The organism is Bacillus hominis (assembly GCF_018332515.1).
In the GTDB taxonomy this organism is placed as follows: Bacteria; Bacillota; Bacilli; order Bacillales; family Bacillaceae_G; genus Bacillus_A; species Bacillus_A hominis.
Map to the genome: position 1 here is coordinate 1 of NZ_BOQD01000016.1, position 16,935 is coordinate 16,935.

Annotated in this window: 13 protein-coding genes and 1 riboswitch; of the genes, 1 reads left to right on the forward strand and 12 read right to left on the reverse strand. The window is 34.9% G+C overall.

What is annotated here, in order from left to right; genetic code table 11:
* The 9 genes from KI356_RS02520 to KI356_RS02560 form a co-directional block, all read right to left on the reverse strand.
* A partial coding sequence (locus tag KI356_RS02520; RefSeq protein ID WP_212934716.1) for a SpaA isopeptide-forming pilin-related protein occupies positions 1-7,664 on the reverse strand: 7,664 nt, incomplete at its 3' end.
* A 57-nt stretch (positions 7,665-7,721) separates the two neighbouring features.
* A riboswitch (cyclic di-GMP riboswitch) is annotated at positions 7,722-7,812 on the reverse strand.
* Positions 7,813-7,985: 173 nt separating this feature from the next.
* Entirely contained in the window at positions 7,986-8,522 is a 537-nt protein-coding gene (locus KI356_RS02525; RefSeq protein WP_212934717.1) for a TetR/AcrR family transcriptional regulator, read from the reverse strand.
* Between the two features lie 360 nt (positions 8,523-8,882).
* Positions 8,883-9,149 (reverse strand): CPCC family cysteine-rich protein, encoded by a 267-nt coding sequence (locus KI356_RS02530; RefSeq protein WP_212934718.1) that lies wholly within the window; start codon positions 9,147-9,149, stop codon positions 8,883-8,885.
* Positions 9,146-9,595 (reverse strand): hypothetical protein, encoded by a 450-nt coding sequence (locus KI356_RS02535; RefSeq protein ID WP_212934719.1) that lies wholly within the window; start codon positions 9,593-9,595, stop codon positions 9,146-9,148. Before KI356_RS02535 ends, KI356_RS02530 begins: the two co-directional genes overlap by 4 nt.
* 218 nt (positions 9,596-9,813) lie before the next feature.
* The gene (locus tag KI356_RS02540; RefSeq protein WP_212934720.1) at positions 9,814-10,467 is read right to left on the reverse strand and encodes a DUF975 family protein; all 654 of its coding nucleotides are present in this window, start codon (positions 10,465-10,467) and stop codon (positions 9,814-9,816) included.
* Positions 10,468-10,669: 202 nt separating this feature from the next.
* Positions 10,670-12,100, reverse strand: coding sequence for a PH domain-containing protein (locus KI356_RS02545; RefSeq protein WP_212934721.1), 1,431 nt, complete (start codon positions 12,098-12,100; stop codon positions 10,670-10,672).
* Positions 12,093-12,569 carry a PH domain-containing protein gene (locus KI356_RS02550; RefSeq protein ID WP_002116800.1) on the reverse strand — a complete coding sequence of 159 codons (477 nt, stop codon included), beginning with the start codon at positions 12,567-12,569 and terminating at the stop codon, positions 12,093-12,095. Before KI356_RS02550 ends, KI356_RS02545 begins: the two co-directional genes overlap by 8 nt.
* A gap of 83 nt (positions 12,570-12,652) precedes the next feature.
* Positions 12,653-12,823, reverse strand: coding sequence for a hypothetical protein (locus tag KI356_RS02555; RefSeq protein WP_212934722.1), 171 nt, complete (start codon positions 12,821-12,823; stop codon positions 12,653-12,655).
* Positions 12,824-12,825: 2 nt separating this feature from the next.
* Complete coding sequence (locus KI356_RS02560) at positions 12,826-13,407, reverse strand: TetR/AcrR family transcriptional regulator (protein ID WP_212934723.1); 582 nt, start codon at positions 13,405-13,407, stop codon at positions 12,826-12,828.
* A 156-nt stretch (positions 13,408-13,563) separates the two neighbouring features.
* On the opposite strand from KI356_RS02560, the gene KI356_RS02565 reads away from it, so the two are divergent.
* Positions 13,564-13,719 carry a YjcZ family sporulation protein gene (locus KI356_RS02565; protein WP_212934724.1) on the forward strand — a complete coding sequence of 52 codons (156 nt, stop codon included), beginning with the start codon at positions 13,564-13,566 and terminating at the stop codon, positions 13,717-13,719.
* Positions 13,720-13,843: 124 nt separating this feature from the next.
* Here the strand turns inward: KI356_RS02565 and KI356_RS02570 are convergent, their stop codons facing one another.
* Genes KI356_RS02570 through KI356_RS02580 form a run of 3 tightly spaced genes read right to left on the reverse strand, consistent with a single transcriptional unit; the run spans position 13,844 to position 16,698 of the window.
* Positions 13,844-14,545, reverse strand: coding sequence for a LutC/YkgG family protein (locus tag KI356_RS02570; protein WP_212934725.1), 702 nt, complete (start codon positions 14,543-14,545; stop codon positions 13,844-13,846).
* A complete protein-coding gene (locus tag KI356_RS02575) occupies positions 14,526-15,956 on the reverse strand; it encodes a LutB/LldF family L-lactate oxidation iron-sulfur protein (RefSeq protein ID WP_128282068.1) in 1,431 nt (476 codons plus the stop codon). Before KI356_RS02575 ends, KI356_RS02570 begins: the two co-directional genes overlap by 20 nt.
* 16 nt (positions 15,957-15,972) lie before the next feature.
* Positions 15,973-16,698 carry a (Fe-S)-binding protein gene (locus KI356_RS02580; RefSeq protein WP_098322975.1) on the reverse strand — a complete coding sequence of 242 codons (726 nt, stop codon included), beginning with the start codon at positions 16,696-16,698 and terminating at the stop codon, positions 15,973-15,975.
* Between the last annotated feature and the right edge of the window lie 237 nt (positions 16,699-16,935).

Below are 16,935 nucleotides of genomic sequence, written 5' to 3' on the forward strand. Positions count from 1 at the left end.
TCTGGTTTTTCTGGATCTGGTGTGCCAGGCTTCTCTGGATCTGGTGTGCCAGGCTTCTCTGGATCCGGTTTTTCAGGTTTTTCTGGACCTGGTGGTGCAAAGGAACTCAATGTGTTTAATACTTCTAGTTGAACTGAACTTATCATTCCTTTTGTTATTTCAAATGGAATTGGATTCGTTAATTTTTCATATCCTTTTGGTGCTTCTACTTCTACAAGCGTGTAGTTACCTACAGATAGATCTGAGAATTTTGCTTTTCCGTCTTTATCTGTTGTTACTTTCGCTACTACTTTACCTGTTTCATCATGAACTTCAAACACAGCTCCTGATAATACATTCTTGCTTTCAGCAGCCATTTTTGTTATTTCTACTGAACCTTTGTCTAACTGTTCATTCTCTACCTTTAGTGATAAGACTTCCGTCATACCTTTCTTAATTTCGAATGATACTGGTTCTGTTAACTTCTTGTAACCTGGTAAGCTTTCTTTTTCTACTAACTTATACTCACCTACAGATAAATCTGCAATCGTTGCTTTACCGTTTTTATCTGTTTTTACTTCTGTTACTACTTTGCCTTGTTCGTCTTGCACTTCAAAGACTACGCCTGCTAATGCTTTCTGGCTGTCTTTATCTACTTTTGTTATTTCTACTGAACCTTTATCTACTAGTTCATTCTCTACTTTTAGTGATAAGACTTCCGTCATACCTTTTTTAATTTCGAATGATACTGGTTTTGTTAGTTTTTTATAGCCTGGTAAGCTTTCTACTTCTACTAGTTTGTAACTTCCCACAGATAGATCTGAAATTTTCGCTTTTCCTTCTTTATCTGTTGTTACTTTTGATACTACTTTTCCTTTTGAATCTTGAATTTCGAAAGTTACACCTGCTAATACCGCGCCACTTTCTTTGTCCACTTTTGTTATTTCTACTAAGCCTTTATCTACTAGCTCATTCTCTACTTTTAGCGATAAGACTTTCGTCATACCCTTTTTGATTTCGAATGATACTGGTTCTGTTAACTTCTTGTAACCCGGCAAGCTTTCTTTTTCTACTAATTTATACTTGCCTACAGATAAATCTGCAATCGTTGCTTTACCGTTTTTATCTGTTTTTACTTCCGTTACTACTTTGCCTTGCTCATCTTGCACTTCAAAGACTACACCTTCTAATACTTTCTGGCTGTCTTTATCTACTTTTGTTATTTCTACGTTACCCTTGTCTAACATTTCGTTTTCGACTGTTAAAGCAAGAGATTTTGTCATACCTTTTTCAATTTGGAAAGTAGTTGGATCTACTAATTGCTTATACCCTTTTGGTGCTTTTACTTCTACCAACTTGTATGTTCCAACTGATAAATTAGTAACTTGTGCGTGTCCTTTTTTATCTGTCGTTATTTTAGCGACTACTTGCCCTGCTTCATCTTGAATCTCAAATACTGCATCAGCTAAAGCATCTTTATTTTCTTTGTCTACTTTTGTAATTTCTACATTTCCTGTATCCACTAATTCATTTTCGACTGTTAATTGTAATGCTGTTACTCTACCTTTTTCAATTTCGAATGAAATTGGTTTTTCTAGCGCTTTGTATCCTGCAGGTGTTTCTACTTCCACCAACTCATACTTTCCAATAGATAAATCTGAAACATTTGCTTTTCCTTCTTTATCCGTTGTTACTTTCGCAACTACTTTCCCTTTTGAATCACGTACTTCAAACACAACACCTTCTAGTGGTGCTTTACTATCTTTGTCTATTTTTGTGATTTCAACATTCCCCGTATCCACCATTTCATTTTCTACAGTGAACGCTAGAGATTTTGTCATACCTTTTTTAATTTCAAATGGTACTGGTTTTTCTAATTTTTTGTAGCCTGGTAAGCTCTCTACTTCTACTAGCTTGTACTTACCTACAGATAAATCTGCAATTTTTGCTTTTCCTTCTTTATCTGTCGTTACTTTCGTTACTACTTTGCCTTGTTCGTCTTGCACTTCAAAGACTACACCTGCTAACGGCGCCTTATTATCTTTATCTATCTTTGTAATCTCTACATTTCCCGTATCTACCATTTCATTTTCTATTTTTAATGGTAGAACTTCTGTCATACCTTTTTTGATTTCGAATGATACTGGTTCTGCTAGCTTTTTATAACCCGGCAAGCTTTCTTTTTCTACTAATTTATACTTTCCTACAGATAAATCAGCAATCGTTGCTTTACCGTTTTTATCTGTTTTTACTTCTGTTACTACTTTGCCTTGCTCATCTTGCACTTCAAAGACTACACCTTCTAATACTTTCTGGCTGTCTTTATCTACTTTTGTTATTTCTACTGAACCTTTATCTAACTGCTCATTCTCTACTTTCAACGATAAGACTTCTGTCATACCTTTTTTAATTTCGAATGATACTGGTTCTGTTAACTTCTTGTAACCTGGTAAGCTTTCTTTTTCTACTAATTTATACTTCCCTACTGATAAATCAGCGATTTTTGCTTTACCATCTTTATCTGTTTTTACTTCCGTTACTACTTTTCCTTGCTCATCTTGCACTTCAAAGACTACGCCTTCTAATGCTTTCTGACTGTCTTTATCTACTTTTGTAATTTCTACTGAACCCTTGTCTAACTGTTCATTCTCTACTTTCAATGATAGGACTGTCGTCATACCTTTTGTAATCTCAAATGATACTGGATCTGTTAGTTTCTTGTAACCTGGTAAGCTTTCCGTCTCTACTAATTTGTACTTTCCTACAGATAGATCTGAAACGTTTGCTTTTCCTTCTTTATCTGTTGTTACTTTTGATACTACTTTTCCTTTTGAATCTTGAATTTCGAAAGTTACACCTGCTAATACCGCGCCACTTTCTTTGTCCACTTTTGTTATTTCTACTAAGCCTTTATCTACTAGCTCATTCTCTACTTTTAGCGATAAGACTTTCGTCATACCCTTTTTGATTTCGAATGATACTGGTTCTGTTAACTTCTTGTAACCTGGTAAGCTTTCTTTTTCTACTAATTTATACTTGCCTACAGATAAATCTGCAATCGTTGCTTTACCGTTTTTATCTGTTTTTACTTCCATTACTACTTTGCCTTGCTCATCTTGCACTTCAAAGACTACACCTTCTAATACTTTCTGGCTGTCTTTATCTACTTTTGTTATTTCTACTGAACCTTTATCTACTAGTTCGTTTTCTACTTTCAGTGATAGGACCTCTGTCATACCTTTTTTAATTTCGAACGATACTGGTTCTGTTAACTTCTTGTAACCTGGTAAGCTTTCCGTCTCTACTAATTTGTACTTTCCTACAGATAGATCTGAAACGTTTGCTTTTCCTTCTTTATCTGTTGTTACTTTTGTTACTACTTTATCTTTTTCATCATGCACTTCAAAAGTTACACCCGCTAATACCGTGCCACTTTCTTTGTCCACTTTTGCAATTTCTACTGAACCTTTGTCTACTAGCTCATTCTCTACTTTTAATGATAAGACTTCTGTCATACCCTTTTTGATTTCGAACGATACTGATTTGGCTAGTTTTTTATAGCCTGGTAAGCTCTCTACCTCTACTAGCTTATATTTTCCTACAGATAGATCTGAAACGTTTGCTTTTCCTTCTTTATCTGTTGTTACTTTCGTTACTACTTTGCCAGCTTCATCTTGGATTTCAAAGACTACACCTTCTAATACCGCGCCACTTTCTTTGTCCACTTTTGTAATTTCTACCGAGCCTTTATCTACTAGTTCGTTCTCTACTTTTAGTGATAAGACTTTCGTCATACCCTTTTTGATTTCGAATGATACTGGTTCTGTTAACTTCTTGTAACCTGGTAAGCTTTCTTTTTCTACTAATTTGTACTTTCCTACTGATAAATCAGCGATTTTCACTTTACCATTTTGATCTGTTTTTACTTCTGTTACTACTTTGCCTTGCTCATCTTGCACTTCGAAGACTACGCCTTCTAATGCTTTCTGACTGTCTTTATCTACTTTTGTTATTTCTACGTTACCCTTGTCTAACATTTCGTTTTCGACTGTTAAAGCAAGAGATTTTGTCATACCTTTTTCAATTTGGAAAGTAATTGGATCTACTAATTGCTTATACCCTTTTGGTGCTTTTACTTCTACCAACTTGTATGTTCCAACTGATAAATTAGTAACTTGTGCGTGTCCTTTTTTATCTGTCGTTATTTTAGCGACTACTTGTCCTGCTTCATCTTGAATCTCAAATACTGCATCAGCTAAAGCATCTTTATTTTCTTTGTCTACTTTTGTAATTTCTACATTTCCTGTATCCACTAATTCATTTTCGACTGTTAATTGTAATGCTGTTACTCTACCTTTTTCAATTTCGAATGAAATTGGTTTTTCTAGTGGTTTGTATCCTGCCGGTGTTTCTACTTCCACCAACTCATACTTTCCAATAGATAAATCTGAAACATTTGCTTTTCCTTCTTTATCCGTTATTACTTTCGCAACTACTTTCCCTTTTGAATCACGTACTTCAAACACAACACCTTCTAATGGTGCTTTACTGTCTTTATCTATTTTTGTGATTTCAACATTCCCCGTATCTACCATTTCATTTTCTACTTTTAATGATAGGACCTCGGTCATGCCTTTTTTGATTTCAAATGATACTGGTTTTTCTAGCTTTTTATAACCAGGTAAACTTTCTACCTCTACTAATTCATATTTTCCTACAGGTAAATCTGAAACATTTGCTTTTCCATCTTTATCTGTCGTTACTTTTTTAACTTCATTGCCCTTCTCATCTTGGACAACGAACGTTACTCCCGCTAACGGTACTTTATTATCTTTGTCTACCTTTGTTATCTCTACATTTCCCGTATCTACCATTTCATTTTCTATTTTTAATGATAGGACCTCGGTCATGCCTTTTGTAATTTCAAACGATAATGGCTCTGTTAGTTTCTTATAGCCTGGTAAACTTTCTTTTTCTACTAATTTGTACTTTCCTACTGATAGGTCTGTAATTTTTGCTTTTCCATTTTTATCTGTTTTTAATTCTTTTACTACTTGTCCAGCTTCATCTTGCACTTCAAAGACTACACCTTTTAATGCTTTTTGACTGTCTTTATCTACTTTTGTTATTTCTACTGAACCTTTATCTAACTGCTCATTCTCTACTTTCAACGATAAGACTTCTGTCATACCTTTTTTAATTTCGAATGATACCGGTTCTGTTAACTTCTTGTAACCAGGTAAGCTTTCTTTTTCTACTAATTTATACTTTCCTACAGGTAAATCTGAAACATTTGCTTTTCCATCTTTATCTGTTTTTACTTCCGTTACTACTTTGCCTTGCTCATCTTGCACTTCAAAGACTACGCCTTCTAATGCTTTCTGACTGTCTTTATCTACTTTTGTTATTTCTACTGAACCTTTATCTAACTGCTCATTCTCTACTTTCAATGATAGGACTGTCGTCATACCTTTTGTAATCTCAAATGATACTGGATCTGTTAGTTTCTTGTAACCTGGTAAGCTTTCCATCTCTACTAATTTGTACTTTCCTACTGATAGATCTGAAACGTTCGCTTTTCCTTCTTTATCCGTCGTTACTTTTTTTACTACTTCACCTTTCTCATTTTGGACTTCAAATACAACACCCGCTAATACTGCGCCGGTTTCTTTGTCCACTTTTGTAACTTCTACACTACCTTTGTCTACCATTGCATTTTCTACTGTTATTGGGAATATGCCATCCCCTGTTACATTTACTTCGAACTTTGTTTCTTTTAATTGGTATCCTTCAGGCGCTTTCGTTTCTTTTAAAATATATTTCCCTGGTGCTAGCGGTTTAGAAATTACCTTACCATCTTTATCTGTAACAATATGTTCAACTACTACATCGTCTTTTATTACATCAAACTCTGCATTTGCTAATGCTTTACCACCATTTTCTGAATCAATTTTCTTTAATTCAATTTGACCCTTTTGCATGGTATTTTTAATTTCAATTGTTTTTGTCTCTCCAGCTTGAAGTGTAACCTCTACCGGACTTGTTAATTTTTCATATCCCTCTGGCGCAACTGTTTCATAAATTTCATACGTTCCAGGAGCTAAAATTTGAGGTACTGAAAAACCGTTTTCATCCGTTTTCAGTTTTGCAACAACTTCATTTGCACTGTTTTTAACTCCAAATTCGGCACCTTTTAACCCTTTGTTCGAATCCTCAGCATCTATTTTATGAATAGCTACTGTACCATCTTTTGGAGGTTCAGGTGGCGTAACAGTTACTTCCTTCGAAGTTAATTTTTTATCATCAAAATGTAATTCTGCTTTATTAGGAATCTTCTTATCTACGTAAGAAGATAAGTCTACATCAGCTTTAATTTTCGCCTTAATATTCAAGTTAATCATCTGGTCTTCATATGACTTATAGTCAAAGCCCTCACCAAACGTAAATGTTACTTCGCTTTTTTGTTTATCTATCGTTAGTGTTCCTTTAGAAGTAATATCTTGGCCATTTTGATCATACACTTTTGCCTCTAATACTTCTAAAACATCTTCTAAATCATCACTAATTACCATAGATGTGTAATTAGGAGGATCTTTCGGTATATGCGCACCAACTTGATATTGAATAGGTTGGTCCATTTGTGTTAACTGCTGATTCTCTACAAGCTTACCATTCTCATCAACTATATTTTTTTCAATGCTAGGTGGATTATTGTCACCTGAACCAGTTCCTCCCCCACCACTTACGAATACTTGTCCTACTTTTTCTTCAGTTTTAATATTTGTGCCTTCTAATTTCACTGTATTTTTATGAGGCTTTGCAGCAGGATTTGTAACTTTTGTTTTATATCTTAAAATATAGCCTTTTGAACTGTCTGGAAATTCAATTGTAAATCCAGCCTTCGTTGCATTGATCTTAATTTTAGATAAATCTGCTGGTTTAACTTCTGTAGGTACATAATCATCTTCAAATACTGCTTCTTCTAATACGATACTGTCTGTAATTAATTCATGGCCAGGTCCTAATATATCTGTTAATTTAGAATCCTGTATTTCTGTTCCAGTTGCATTTACATATACAAGCCATTCTGCAATTGAAGGGTCTTCCTTATTGTAATTACCCCATTTCAATAGATTATCCGTATTTGGCCTTGGCTCTGGTCTTTCTGTCGTATTACTTACACTTACTTCTTTATTTACGATTTGACCATCAACATCAAACTCTAATGGAATTTTTTCCACACCATCGTATGCCTCTAGAGCAAAATAGAATTCTACGAATAAAGAACCTTTAACGTTATTCTTTCCTTCTACATAATCACCCATAGTACACGTTAGTTTACCATTTATCATCTGACATGTGCCGACCACTTTGCCTTCAGAATCTTTCAAATCAAAAGTCATATTCATAAGATCTTTTCGAAATTCTTTTGGCATATCAATTGTGAATTGATCTCCGCTTTTTATCTGTCCTTTAGCAGACCACTTCACCTCAACTCTCATACCATCAGAAGCTTGATAAGGTTCTGATGTCGTGCCATCAGCACGGGAAATATTAATCTCGTCCACTGGATTTTTTATCACAGCGGCTTGAATAACTGGAGCCCAGACATTTAGCACAGAAAATAATACTAGAAAAATTAATGAAACCATCGAAACATATCTTTTAGTACTTTTCATTTGCATACTTTCCTCCTAAATTATTATATTTATATAATAAAAAGACCATCTAGTTGCCTCGAAATGTGCAACCAGACGATCTTAGTAACCAATATATTACCTTAGACTCTAAGCTTTGCGGCCTATCCTTTCGAATAGTGTGCTAAAAATATGTTCTATTATTTTTTTCGTTTCATTTTCCTCTTTAACCAAATATTACTATACCGTCTGGACGGTTTTAATACAACACTTTGTGAAATTGTTGTATTATTCTAACAAAAAAACCCAATTCAACACTAGGTTAAATGAACTAATGTTGAATTGGGTTTATTCTATAGTTTGTATATTCTATTTATAAGAAGCTTTTATGAGAGCTTGAATTACTTTTTCTCTTAATTCGGGGCTTAGTCTTCCAAACCCTAAATATTCCGAATACCATAATCCATCTGCTGCTAATCTAATAATTGTGGCACAAACTGAATCAGTTTCATCATTTTCTATTTGATTTTGCAATTGCTGAAACAATTGTTGTAATGGCTCAAGTAATTCAGGTTTTAGCATTAATGCTGCCATCATACTACTAGACAACTCTTCTGTTCTTCTCTCATTACTTAATCTTTCCTCTACAAAAGAGCGAACCCACTTTCCTTTCTTCTCTGAGTCTTCCGCTACTTTATTGTGAATAGCCCCCTGATAATCCTCCACCCCTTTGAGTATCATCCCCTCTATTAAAGCTTCTTTATTTGAAAAGTGATATAACAATCCACCTTTACTTACGCCTGCCTCTTTTGCTACTGCTTCTAAAGTTAGTTTAGCAACCCCTTTATATTGCACAATTTGAGAAGCGGCAACTAAAATTTTTTGCCGTGTTATGCTCGTTTTCATTCCTTTTTAAAACCCCTCTTCTACTAAATTTATATAAATACAAATCTTATTTTTAATATTGTTGAGTACTACTAAGTATTTTCTTTATACAACAAAAGCTTCACTACCTTTGAATTGTTAGTTGCTTCTTCTATTAAAAATTTCCATATCATTCAATATGATAACATCAAACATACAACGTTGACTATACATCTACATTTGTATGTTTATCCCTAATATATCCATTAACAGGATTTACTGGTTCAGTCTTTCCAATTACTTTATCATCTTTATTGTTTTACTTTATAGAGCGGCGTTAATTCTTTCATCACTAAATAAAAAAAGTCATTACTCCTGCTGAATTGAGTAATAACTTTTTACTTAACAAATTTGCTTCCAACTAGCATCCTTCACATCTTCACTAGTCGGTTTTCTAACTGAGCCAATACAATATTCCTCGTAAGCATCGAACGCAATGAAATTTTTCTGCGCTTGTCTTAAAGAAACTTCATTTGCTCCGCCTTCAAAATCAGGATCGTTAAACTGAACCTCATCATCTTCCCAAAAACATATGCTGCAGATCTCATATGTACCTGGTGCTTCTTCTTCTAATGTTTTATATCCGCAGCATGGACAGGTGTATTTCATTTTGTCACTCCTGTTTTTTTCTCCCATATATTCCGCCCCACAAAGAATGTAACAGCGCAAATCATAGTTATCCCTATGAAATACATCATTTCAAGAGTACGAACTTCTTCATATGCAGCTGGAACTCCTACCATTACAGACAAAAAGATAAAAACAATACTAAAAGCTAAAAGTAGATATAATAATAAGGATATAATATAACTCAATTTAAATCGTAAAATAATACCTCTAAACAATAACTCTCCAAGAAGACATCCACCTAAAATAATAGGTGTTCCAAAATACAATGTAAGGGCCCCCATTTGCGCAGTAGCTTGAATTACATTTTCAAGTATGGTTAAGGTTTTCTCATTAAATCTTTCCATCCTATCATATAAATCAAGTACCGTTAATGAAATAAATAAACTTAATATAGAAAATGAATACGGAATTAAAAATTTGCTCAATCTCATTCACCTCACTTTTTTCTTTACATATATTATTCATTATTTTCTATCATTTTTACATAAAAAAATAACCCTCTATAATAAAACATAGATGGAAGAATTTCTATATAAAAAACCTATACCTTATCCTGATGTGAGCCCCGAAAACAGAACGCATATCAAAACACCTAAACCATTTGCTCCCTATATTCTTTAGGGTAGATGGTTTAGGCGTTTTATTAAAAAGTAGTACCTTCTTTTTTATAATATTCTTTTGAAATCTCTTCATAAAATGCTGCCGATGTCGAGTAGAAATAAGGTGCTAACCATAAGAAACCGATTCCAAAGGTAAGAATACTTAAAAGGAACCAGCCAAGGAAACTTAAGCATAGTAAAAAGTAATCCATTTTATGCCCATCCATCATACGACGACTTTCAGTAATTGCTTGATTTGCTGTGTATTCTGGATGATCATTCAAAATAAAATACGTCATAGAATAAGAAAATGATTTAATAATACCCGGGATAATAAGAAGTAATGTCCATAGAATTAAGTACACATACATTAGTAAATATGTTAAAAACGACTTCATAAGCTTACTTCCATCATTAAACCATCTAAATATATGACCAATGCGAACACTAGTCCCACGAATTGCATTTAAAACAAGATAATAGGCGCCCATTGTTAACGGACCGATAACAAGCATTGCAATAATACTTACTGTAAGCGACTCACTTGCTTCTTCCCAACCCCAAAATATCGAGAAAATACCTGTGAATAGAAGTTCAACAACTCCAATAAGGATTCCAATTAATAAGGTTGCCCCTACCGCTAATCCCCACTTACCTTTTAATGCATCAAGTGCTTCTCTTTTCAACTGACTTATCATATATAACCTCCTACTAATATTTCTATATTAGTATACCATTTATATCAAAAATTTCACAAATTCCCCTGAAATAGAAGGAGAATACCTTTTTTTCTGATACGTATTGAGAAATATGAGCTGTATTTGCACCAATATATGAATTAAACTACTCATTTCTCTATAACAAAAAAGCCTGCCTTTCATACTAGGCAAGCCATTTCATTTAATCTTCACTTATTCTTTTCTTATACCAATTCTGCATTCTCTCCGCATCTTCTACTCTCGTATGCTCTAGTTTATAATTCGATGATGCACTAGAAAACGTATACGTACATAAATCCGCCCGGCGCTGGAAATATGATTGTGTTTTTTCAATTGATTGGACGTGTCTTCTTCTGACAAGTCCTGTATGTTTCCCAATACTACGATGTATAATCGTAATTTGCTCTCCATTTACACCGTAACCATTTGTTTTAAATGTTGCGTATCCAAGTGTAAAGATGAGGATAGCGAGCGGTAACAACGCCCACATAATGTAATACTTTTCAAAGTATATGCTTATTCCCGTAAGCGGGATTGCTAGTATTGCGAAGAAAATGAAACTATCAATTAAGTAACGGCGCAAGGCTGCTTTTGGTAATGCAATAATGTTTGTATTCAGTTCGTATGGTAATTGTAAATGTGCGAGTAACTGTTGCACGCGATCTTTTCGAATAATTGGATGTAGCGTAACTTTTTCTTCTTTTCCTTCACTTTGAATGACTTCTACTTGCACAGCACAATAACCGAATGGCTGACGTAAAATACTTTCTTTTATCGTAATACCTTGAATACGGTGCAATTTTAGTACAAGTTCTTTCTTTTCAAGCAAACCTTGAGAAATACGAACTTCGTCGTTCTTTCGATTTACTTTGAAATCCCCATGTTTCAACGCATAACCAATTGTAGATATAATCCAAGAAACGACTAGTAAAATAGCTATCATGTAAATCCAGCCATATATATCATGGTCCATTACATAAGATTCTACGCTATTTTTGATCCATTTCGGAATATACTCATCCACTTGGTTATAAACGAAAAATATTAAAGAGAATAATAATCCAAACTGACCAGATGTAATAGACGCTAATAAAATTTCTTTCCAAGTTAATTTATACTCTGTCGCTTGTTTTTCCTCTGTAACAATCTCTTTTTCTACTACTTCTTCTGATGGTTCTTCTGTTTTCACATCTAGAGTTGGCTCATTTAGCAAGGAAATAAGCTCCGTCGCCTCTTCTACTGTAATACCAGCTAAACTAACTTCTGCATCATCGCCTCCGCCAGCTGTTTCGATTTGAATTTTCTTTAAACCGAGCATTTGGTATAACACGTTAGAACTTGTATTAATAGTTTGGACACGTTCTTTATTTAAGTAGCTCTCCTTCTTCACAAAGAGCCCTTGTTTCACATGTAATACGTTATTTTCGACCCAGTATGTTGTGTAATACCATTTTTCAAACGCTGAAAAAATAGTGAGTAAACCGAATCCAGCGGGGATTAAATACCAAAATGGGAACTTTCCGTTTAAACTAAACATGAAAATAATTAGTGGTATAAAGTCTGTTATTTTTAATTCTAATAACATCGTGATGGGATGCTGTCTCTTATACATCCTCATCACTCACTTTCGCTAATTCTGCAATTCTCGTTTTTAGCATTTCTGCTTCATACATCGTTAAGCCTGGAATGCTGTGAGAAGTTGCTGCTGTTGAAATATGTAATTCTGCTAATCCATATTTTCTCATAATTGGTCCTTGTTCAATTGTAACGTGCTGTACACGAATCATCGGTACTAATACGCGCTTTACTACGAAAAGACCGTGCTGAATTTCAAGCTCTTCCTCATTTAATTGATAGCTGTAATAACGCTGACGCAATTTCGGAAACGTAAAGTAATCAAACGGCGTATATACAATTGTTAATCCGATGAGGACATAGAAAATCCAAGCCCACCAATTAAACTTAATCATAAAGAAAAGATATGCCAAAATAACTATAATACTAATTCCTAGCTCAATTAAGGAACGCGTTTTCCACACCTTGACCATGTCAGGGTGAATTTCATTTTTCAATGGATCCATGTAACCACTCCAAATCTAGTAATCTAATATATGAATACTCTTAATCTACATTTTACATAACTTTACAAAAAATTGAAATTTAATTATTTATCCGCTTTTTTCTCAGGAATAAAATATCCGAACCAAAGTAGCCAAACGAAACCGATTAATGCAAACCAACCTTTATCCGCTTGAAAAGCTTCAATCATACCTGGAATTTTATAAATCCCAACAAATCCAAGAAAACCGAGCCACCAGTTTTTTTGCATTTTCATCTTTAGTCCTCCTTCATTACGTTTTTCACATTCCGAATCCAAATTTCTTTATACTTTAAATCGAATCCTATTAATATGTAATTACTCATGTTATCAATAACGAGCGCTAACGTATGAGCATTTTCTTCTGTTGCATGTTGTGACACAACACCAAGTTCCACACCTTGCTTCAATAAATCGTGGAATCCATTTAAGAAATCTTCTTGTATTTCAAATAAACGTTTCTGATATTTTTCATTTCGCGTCGCACTTACGATGAATTCATTTATAACGCGTAATATACCTTCTTGGCCTTTATACTCAGACAACATTTGTAAACCATCTGCGATCAACTTTTCTTCAAAGTTTTCTTTCGTATAGTGTTCTTTATCGAAGTAACCCACGAATTGATATCCAGAAAAAATTTCTTCAAATAAAAAATCAACTAACGCTTCTTTAGACGGAAAGTGATAATAAATAGCTGGCTTTGATATGCCCACTTCTTTCGCAATCATGGAAAGACTCATCTTCTCGATGCCGTGCTCTGCCATAAGTTTAAATGATGCCTCTACAATGTTCTGCGATGTTTGTAAATTCTTTGTCATACTATACCTCACTTTTTTTTACTTACCGGTCGGTAAATAAATTGTAAAATGAAACGGAATGATTTGCAAGTTAATCAGCGTTTGGAAAGGAACTTTTTGATGAATCTAGAAAAGTATAAAGTAAAAATAACATATAACAATAAGGAGGACATTCATATGGGATATGGAGGTAAAGGTGGTAGTGGTGGCACTGGCGGCGGTGCAGATGGCCAAGATGGTAAGAGTGGTAGTAGCGGATCTATATTACTCATTGTGCTCTTTATCGTATTGATTATCGTTGGAGCTAGCTATAGCGGACTTGGCCTTAGTTAGACTGAACTTTCACCAGTAAGAGCACGCAAAATAGAAAGCACGGGCTGTTAATACAGCCCGTGCTTTCTATTTTCAGTATTCTTATAATGCTTCATCTATATTTCCAACTCGCAAGCGTAAATCATTATTGATCATCCACAATAATATATGCTGTTCTGATTGGCCCATGCACACCTACGACAAGGTTCATTTCAATATCCGCGCTATTTGATGGACCTGAAACGAAGTTCACACAAGCCGGCAGATTTTCTCCTAATGTATTTTGATCATGGATTAGTTTTGTAGCTTGGGTTAATCTTGGTACAATCGTACTTTTAGGAACGATTGCAATGTACGACTCTGGAAGAAGACTAACATGTCTCCCTTTTAACCCATCATTAAATAGCACAACGGTTCCTGATTCTGCCAAAGTCATATCACTGAACGTAATGCCAAGGTCAGCAGCTTTCGCAAATTCTATGTCCTCTTCTTTATGATCTAATCCCCATGTACGAAAATGTGTTGTACCTTCATTTTTGAAAAATGGAGTAAGACCATATTCATTAAAGCGCTCATCATTCGCATACATAGCAGATTTGATATTCCATTCTTTTATTAAAGATTGAAATGTTTCAACAAGATTTTCCTTTGTTGTTCGCTTCACTTCTGTATGAATTACTTCGCAGTGTTCTATTAACTTTAATACAAGTTCGTCTTGTGTGAGCCCTTCAAAAACAGTCCACTGCGGTGAAACAGACCATTTCGGTTTTTCCACTGCTTCTGGACGTTTCCTACCAAGTTTTTCTGATAATTGGAGTAAAAATTCATCACGATTTTGGATGGCCATCATTGTTCTCCTTTTCGTGTTTTTTAAACCATTCTCGAAACGGTTGTTTTTTCGGAACCGGAAAATCTCTCGCATCCGTCCAATCTTTTAACGGCCCAATGCCGCGCTCGATTTTATCTCCTTTTGCAAGAGGTTTTAATGCATACGGAGCGCTCTTCGCAGCAAAAGAAAATAATTTAGGACTCTTCACCACTTTTTCAAAACCTTTCATAGCTACGTTCCAAGCTACAGGTGATTGTTTTTCTTCTACGATGCGGCTGCGATGTTTAATTAATAAATCGTGCAATGGGATTTTCACTGGACATGCTTCTGTACAAGCACCACAAAGGCTAGATGCATAAGGCAAATCCTTATATTCATCATATCCCCCTAAAAGCGGTGTTAACACAGCTCCAATTGGCCCTGGATAAATAGAGCCATATGCATGTCCACCAATATGCCTGTATACAGGACACACGTTAATGCATGCCGCGCAACGAATGCACTGAAGGACACTTTGGAATTCTGTTCCTACAATATCAGAACGGCCATTATCAACGATGACTAAATGAAATTCCTCAGGTCCATCTGTCCCACCAGGCTCAGTTAACCCTGTAATATAACTTGTTAACTTTTGTCCTACAGAACTTCGGCATAGAAGTGTTACTAAAACATCAAGCTCTTCCCATGTCGGAACGATACGTTCCATCCCCATAACTGTAATTAACGTTTTCGGAAGGGTCGTAGTAAGTCTTGCATTTCCTTCGTTTGCTACGATAGAAATTGACCCCGACTCTGCAACAGCAAAGTTACATCCAGTCACCCCTATATCCGCTGCAAAAAAATCATCACGTATATACGATCTTACAAACCTCGCCATTTCCGTAGGATCAGATGTTCCAGTGTAATTTAACTTTGTTTTAAATATTTCACAAATGTGTTCTTTATCTTTGTGAAGACACGGAACAACAATATGTGACGGAGGATCATGATCGTTCACTTGTAGAATAAATTCAGCAAGATCTGTTTCTAACACTTCCGCTCCAGCTTCTTCAATCGCTTCATTTAAACTAATCTCTTCTGTTACCATCGATTTTGATTTCACAATTTTTTTCGCATTTTTCTTTTTTACAATCTCTTTTACATATTCCCTTGCGTCTTCTGCAGTCTTTGCGAAATAAACAAAACCACCGTTTTTCTCAATATTTTCACTTAGCTGATGTAAATAATAATCAAGGTTTTCTAATGTATGCTTTCGAATTTCTTCTCCTAAAGCTCGCCATTCCTCCCAATTCCCAAGACTCTCAGTAGCTTTTAATTTCTTGACTCTAAGACCATCTTGCGCTTTCCTGACAGCCTGTCGCATAAATTGATCCCCAATGCCTGTTTCAGTACGCTTATGAAAGGGATCGTTCCCAATTTTCATTCCCATCTCTTTATCCCCCCTCTTATTTTCGATCTTCATTTAATACTTGAGCAATATGTTTTACATCAATTGGATAACCATTACGTGTTAAACGTCCTTTTATATTCATTAAGCAGCTACAATCCATCCCAATTAACAATTCCGCACCGGTTTCCATAATATGCTTTACTTTTTCCTCAACCATTTGCTCAGAGATTTCTGGCATTTTCACCGAGAATGTCCCTCCAAATCCGCAGCAATCATAATTATGCGGCAATGAAACAACTTCCAGTCCCTTTACACATTTCAATAATTTTTGCGGCGGTTCCTTAATCCCCATTAATCGGCTCATATGACAAGATGTATGAACCGTTGCTTTTTTATGAAGCTCCGCACCTAAATCTTCTTTCCCTAATACTTCAACAAGAAATTGTGTGAATTCATATGTTTTATTTCCAAGTTCAGTAGCTTTTTTCTTCCACTCCGCTTCACTTTCAGAAAATAAGCTAGAAAACTCGTGAACCATCATAGCGCAAGACCCCGATGGTGCCACAACATATTCTGAACTAGCAAAGGCTTCAATCATATGTTTTGCAGCTGTTTTTGTTTCTTTCACATACCCGCTATTATAGGCAGGTTGTCCGCAGCAAGTTTGAGTTTTTGGAAAATCAACTTCACACCCTAAATCTTCAAGAATTTCCACAACATCTTTCCCTACTTCTGGATAAAAAACATCTGCAACACAAGTAATAAATATTGATACTTTCATATTTGCACCCCTAAATACAGTAAAGTAAGCTCAAGTAACTTTATAACCAAATCTTCCTTTGTTGTATATTATTGGTAAGTATTAAAAAAATATGAATAAAAATATAAAAAAAGTGATTGAGGACTATCTCAATCACTTTTAATATGTAATTACCTCTTTTTTCCTTTTTAACTAATACTCCACATTACCTTAAACATTTTAATGTGTTTCTAATGGTATTTTCCCAATATCCGAAAC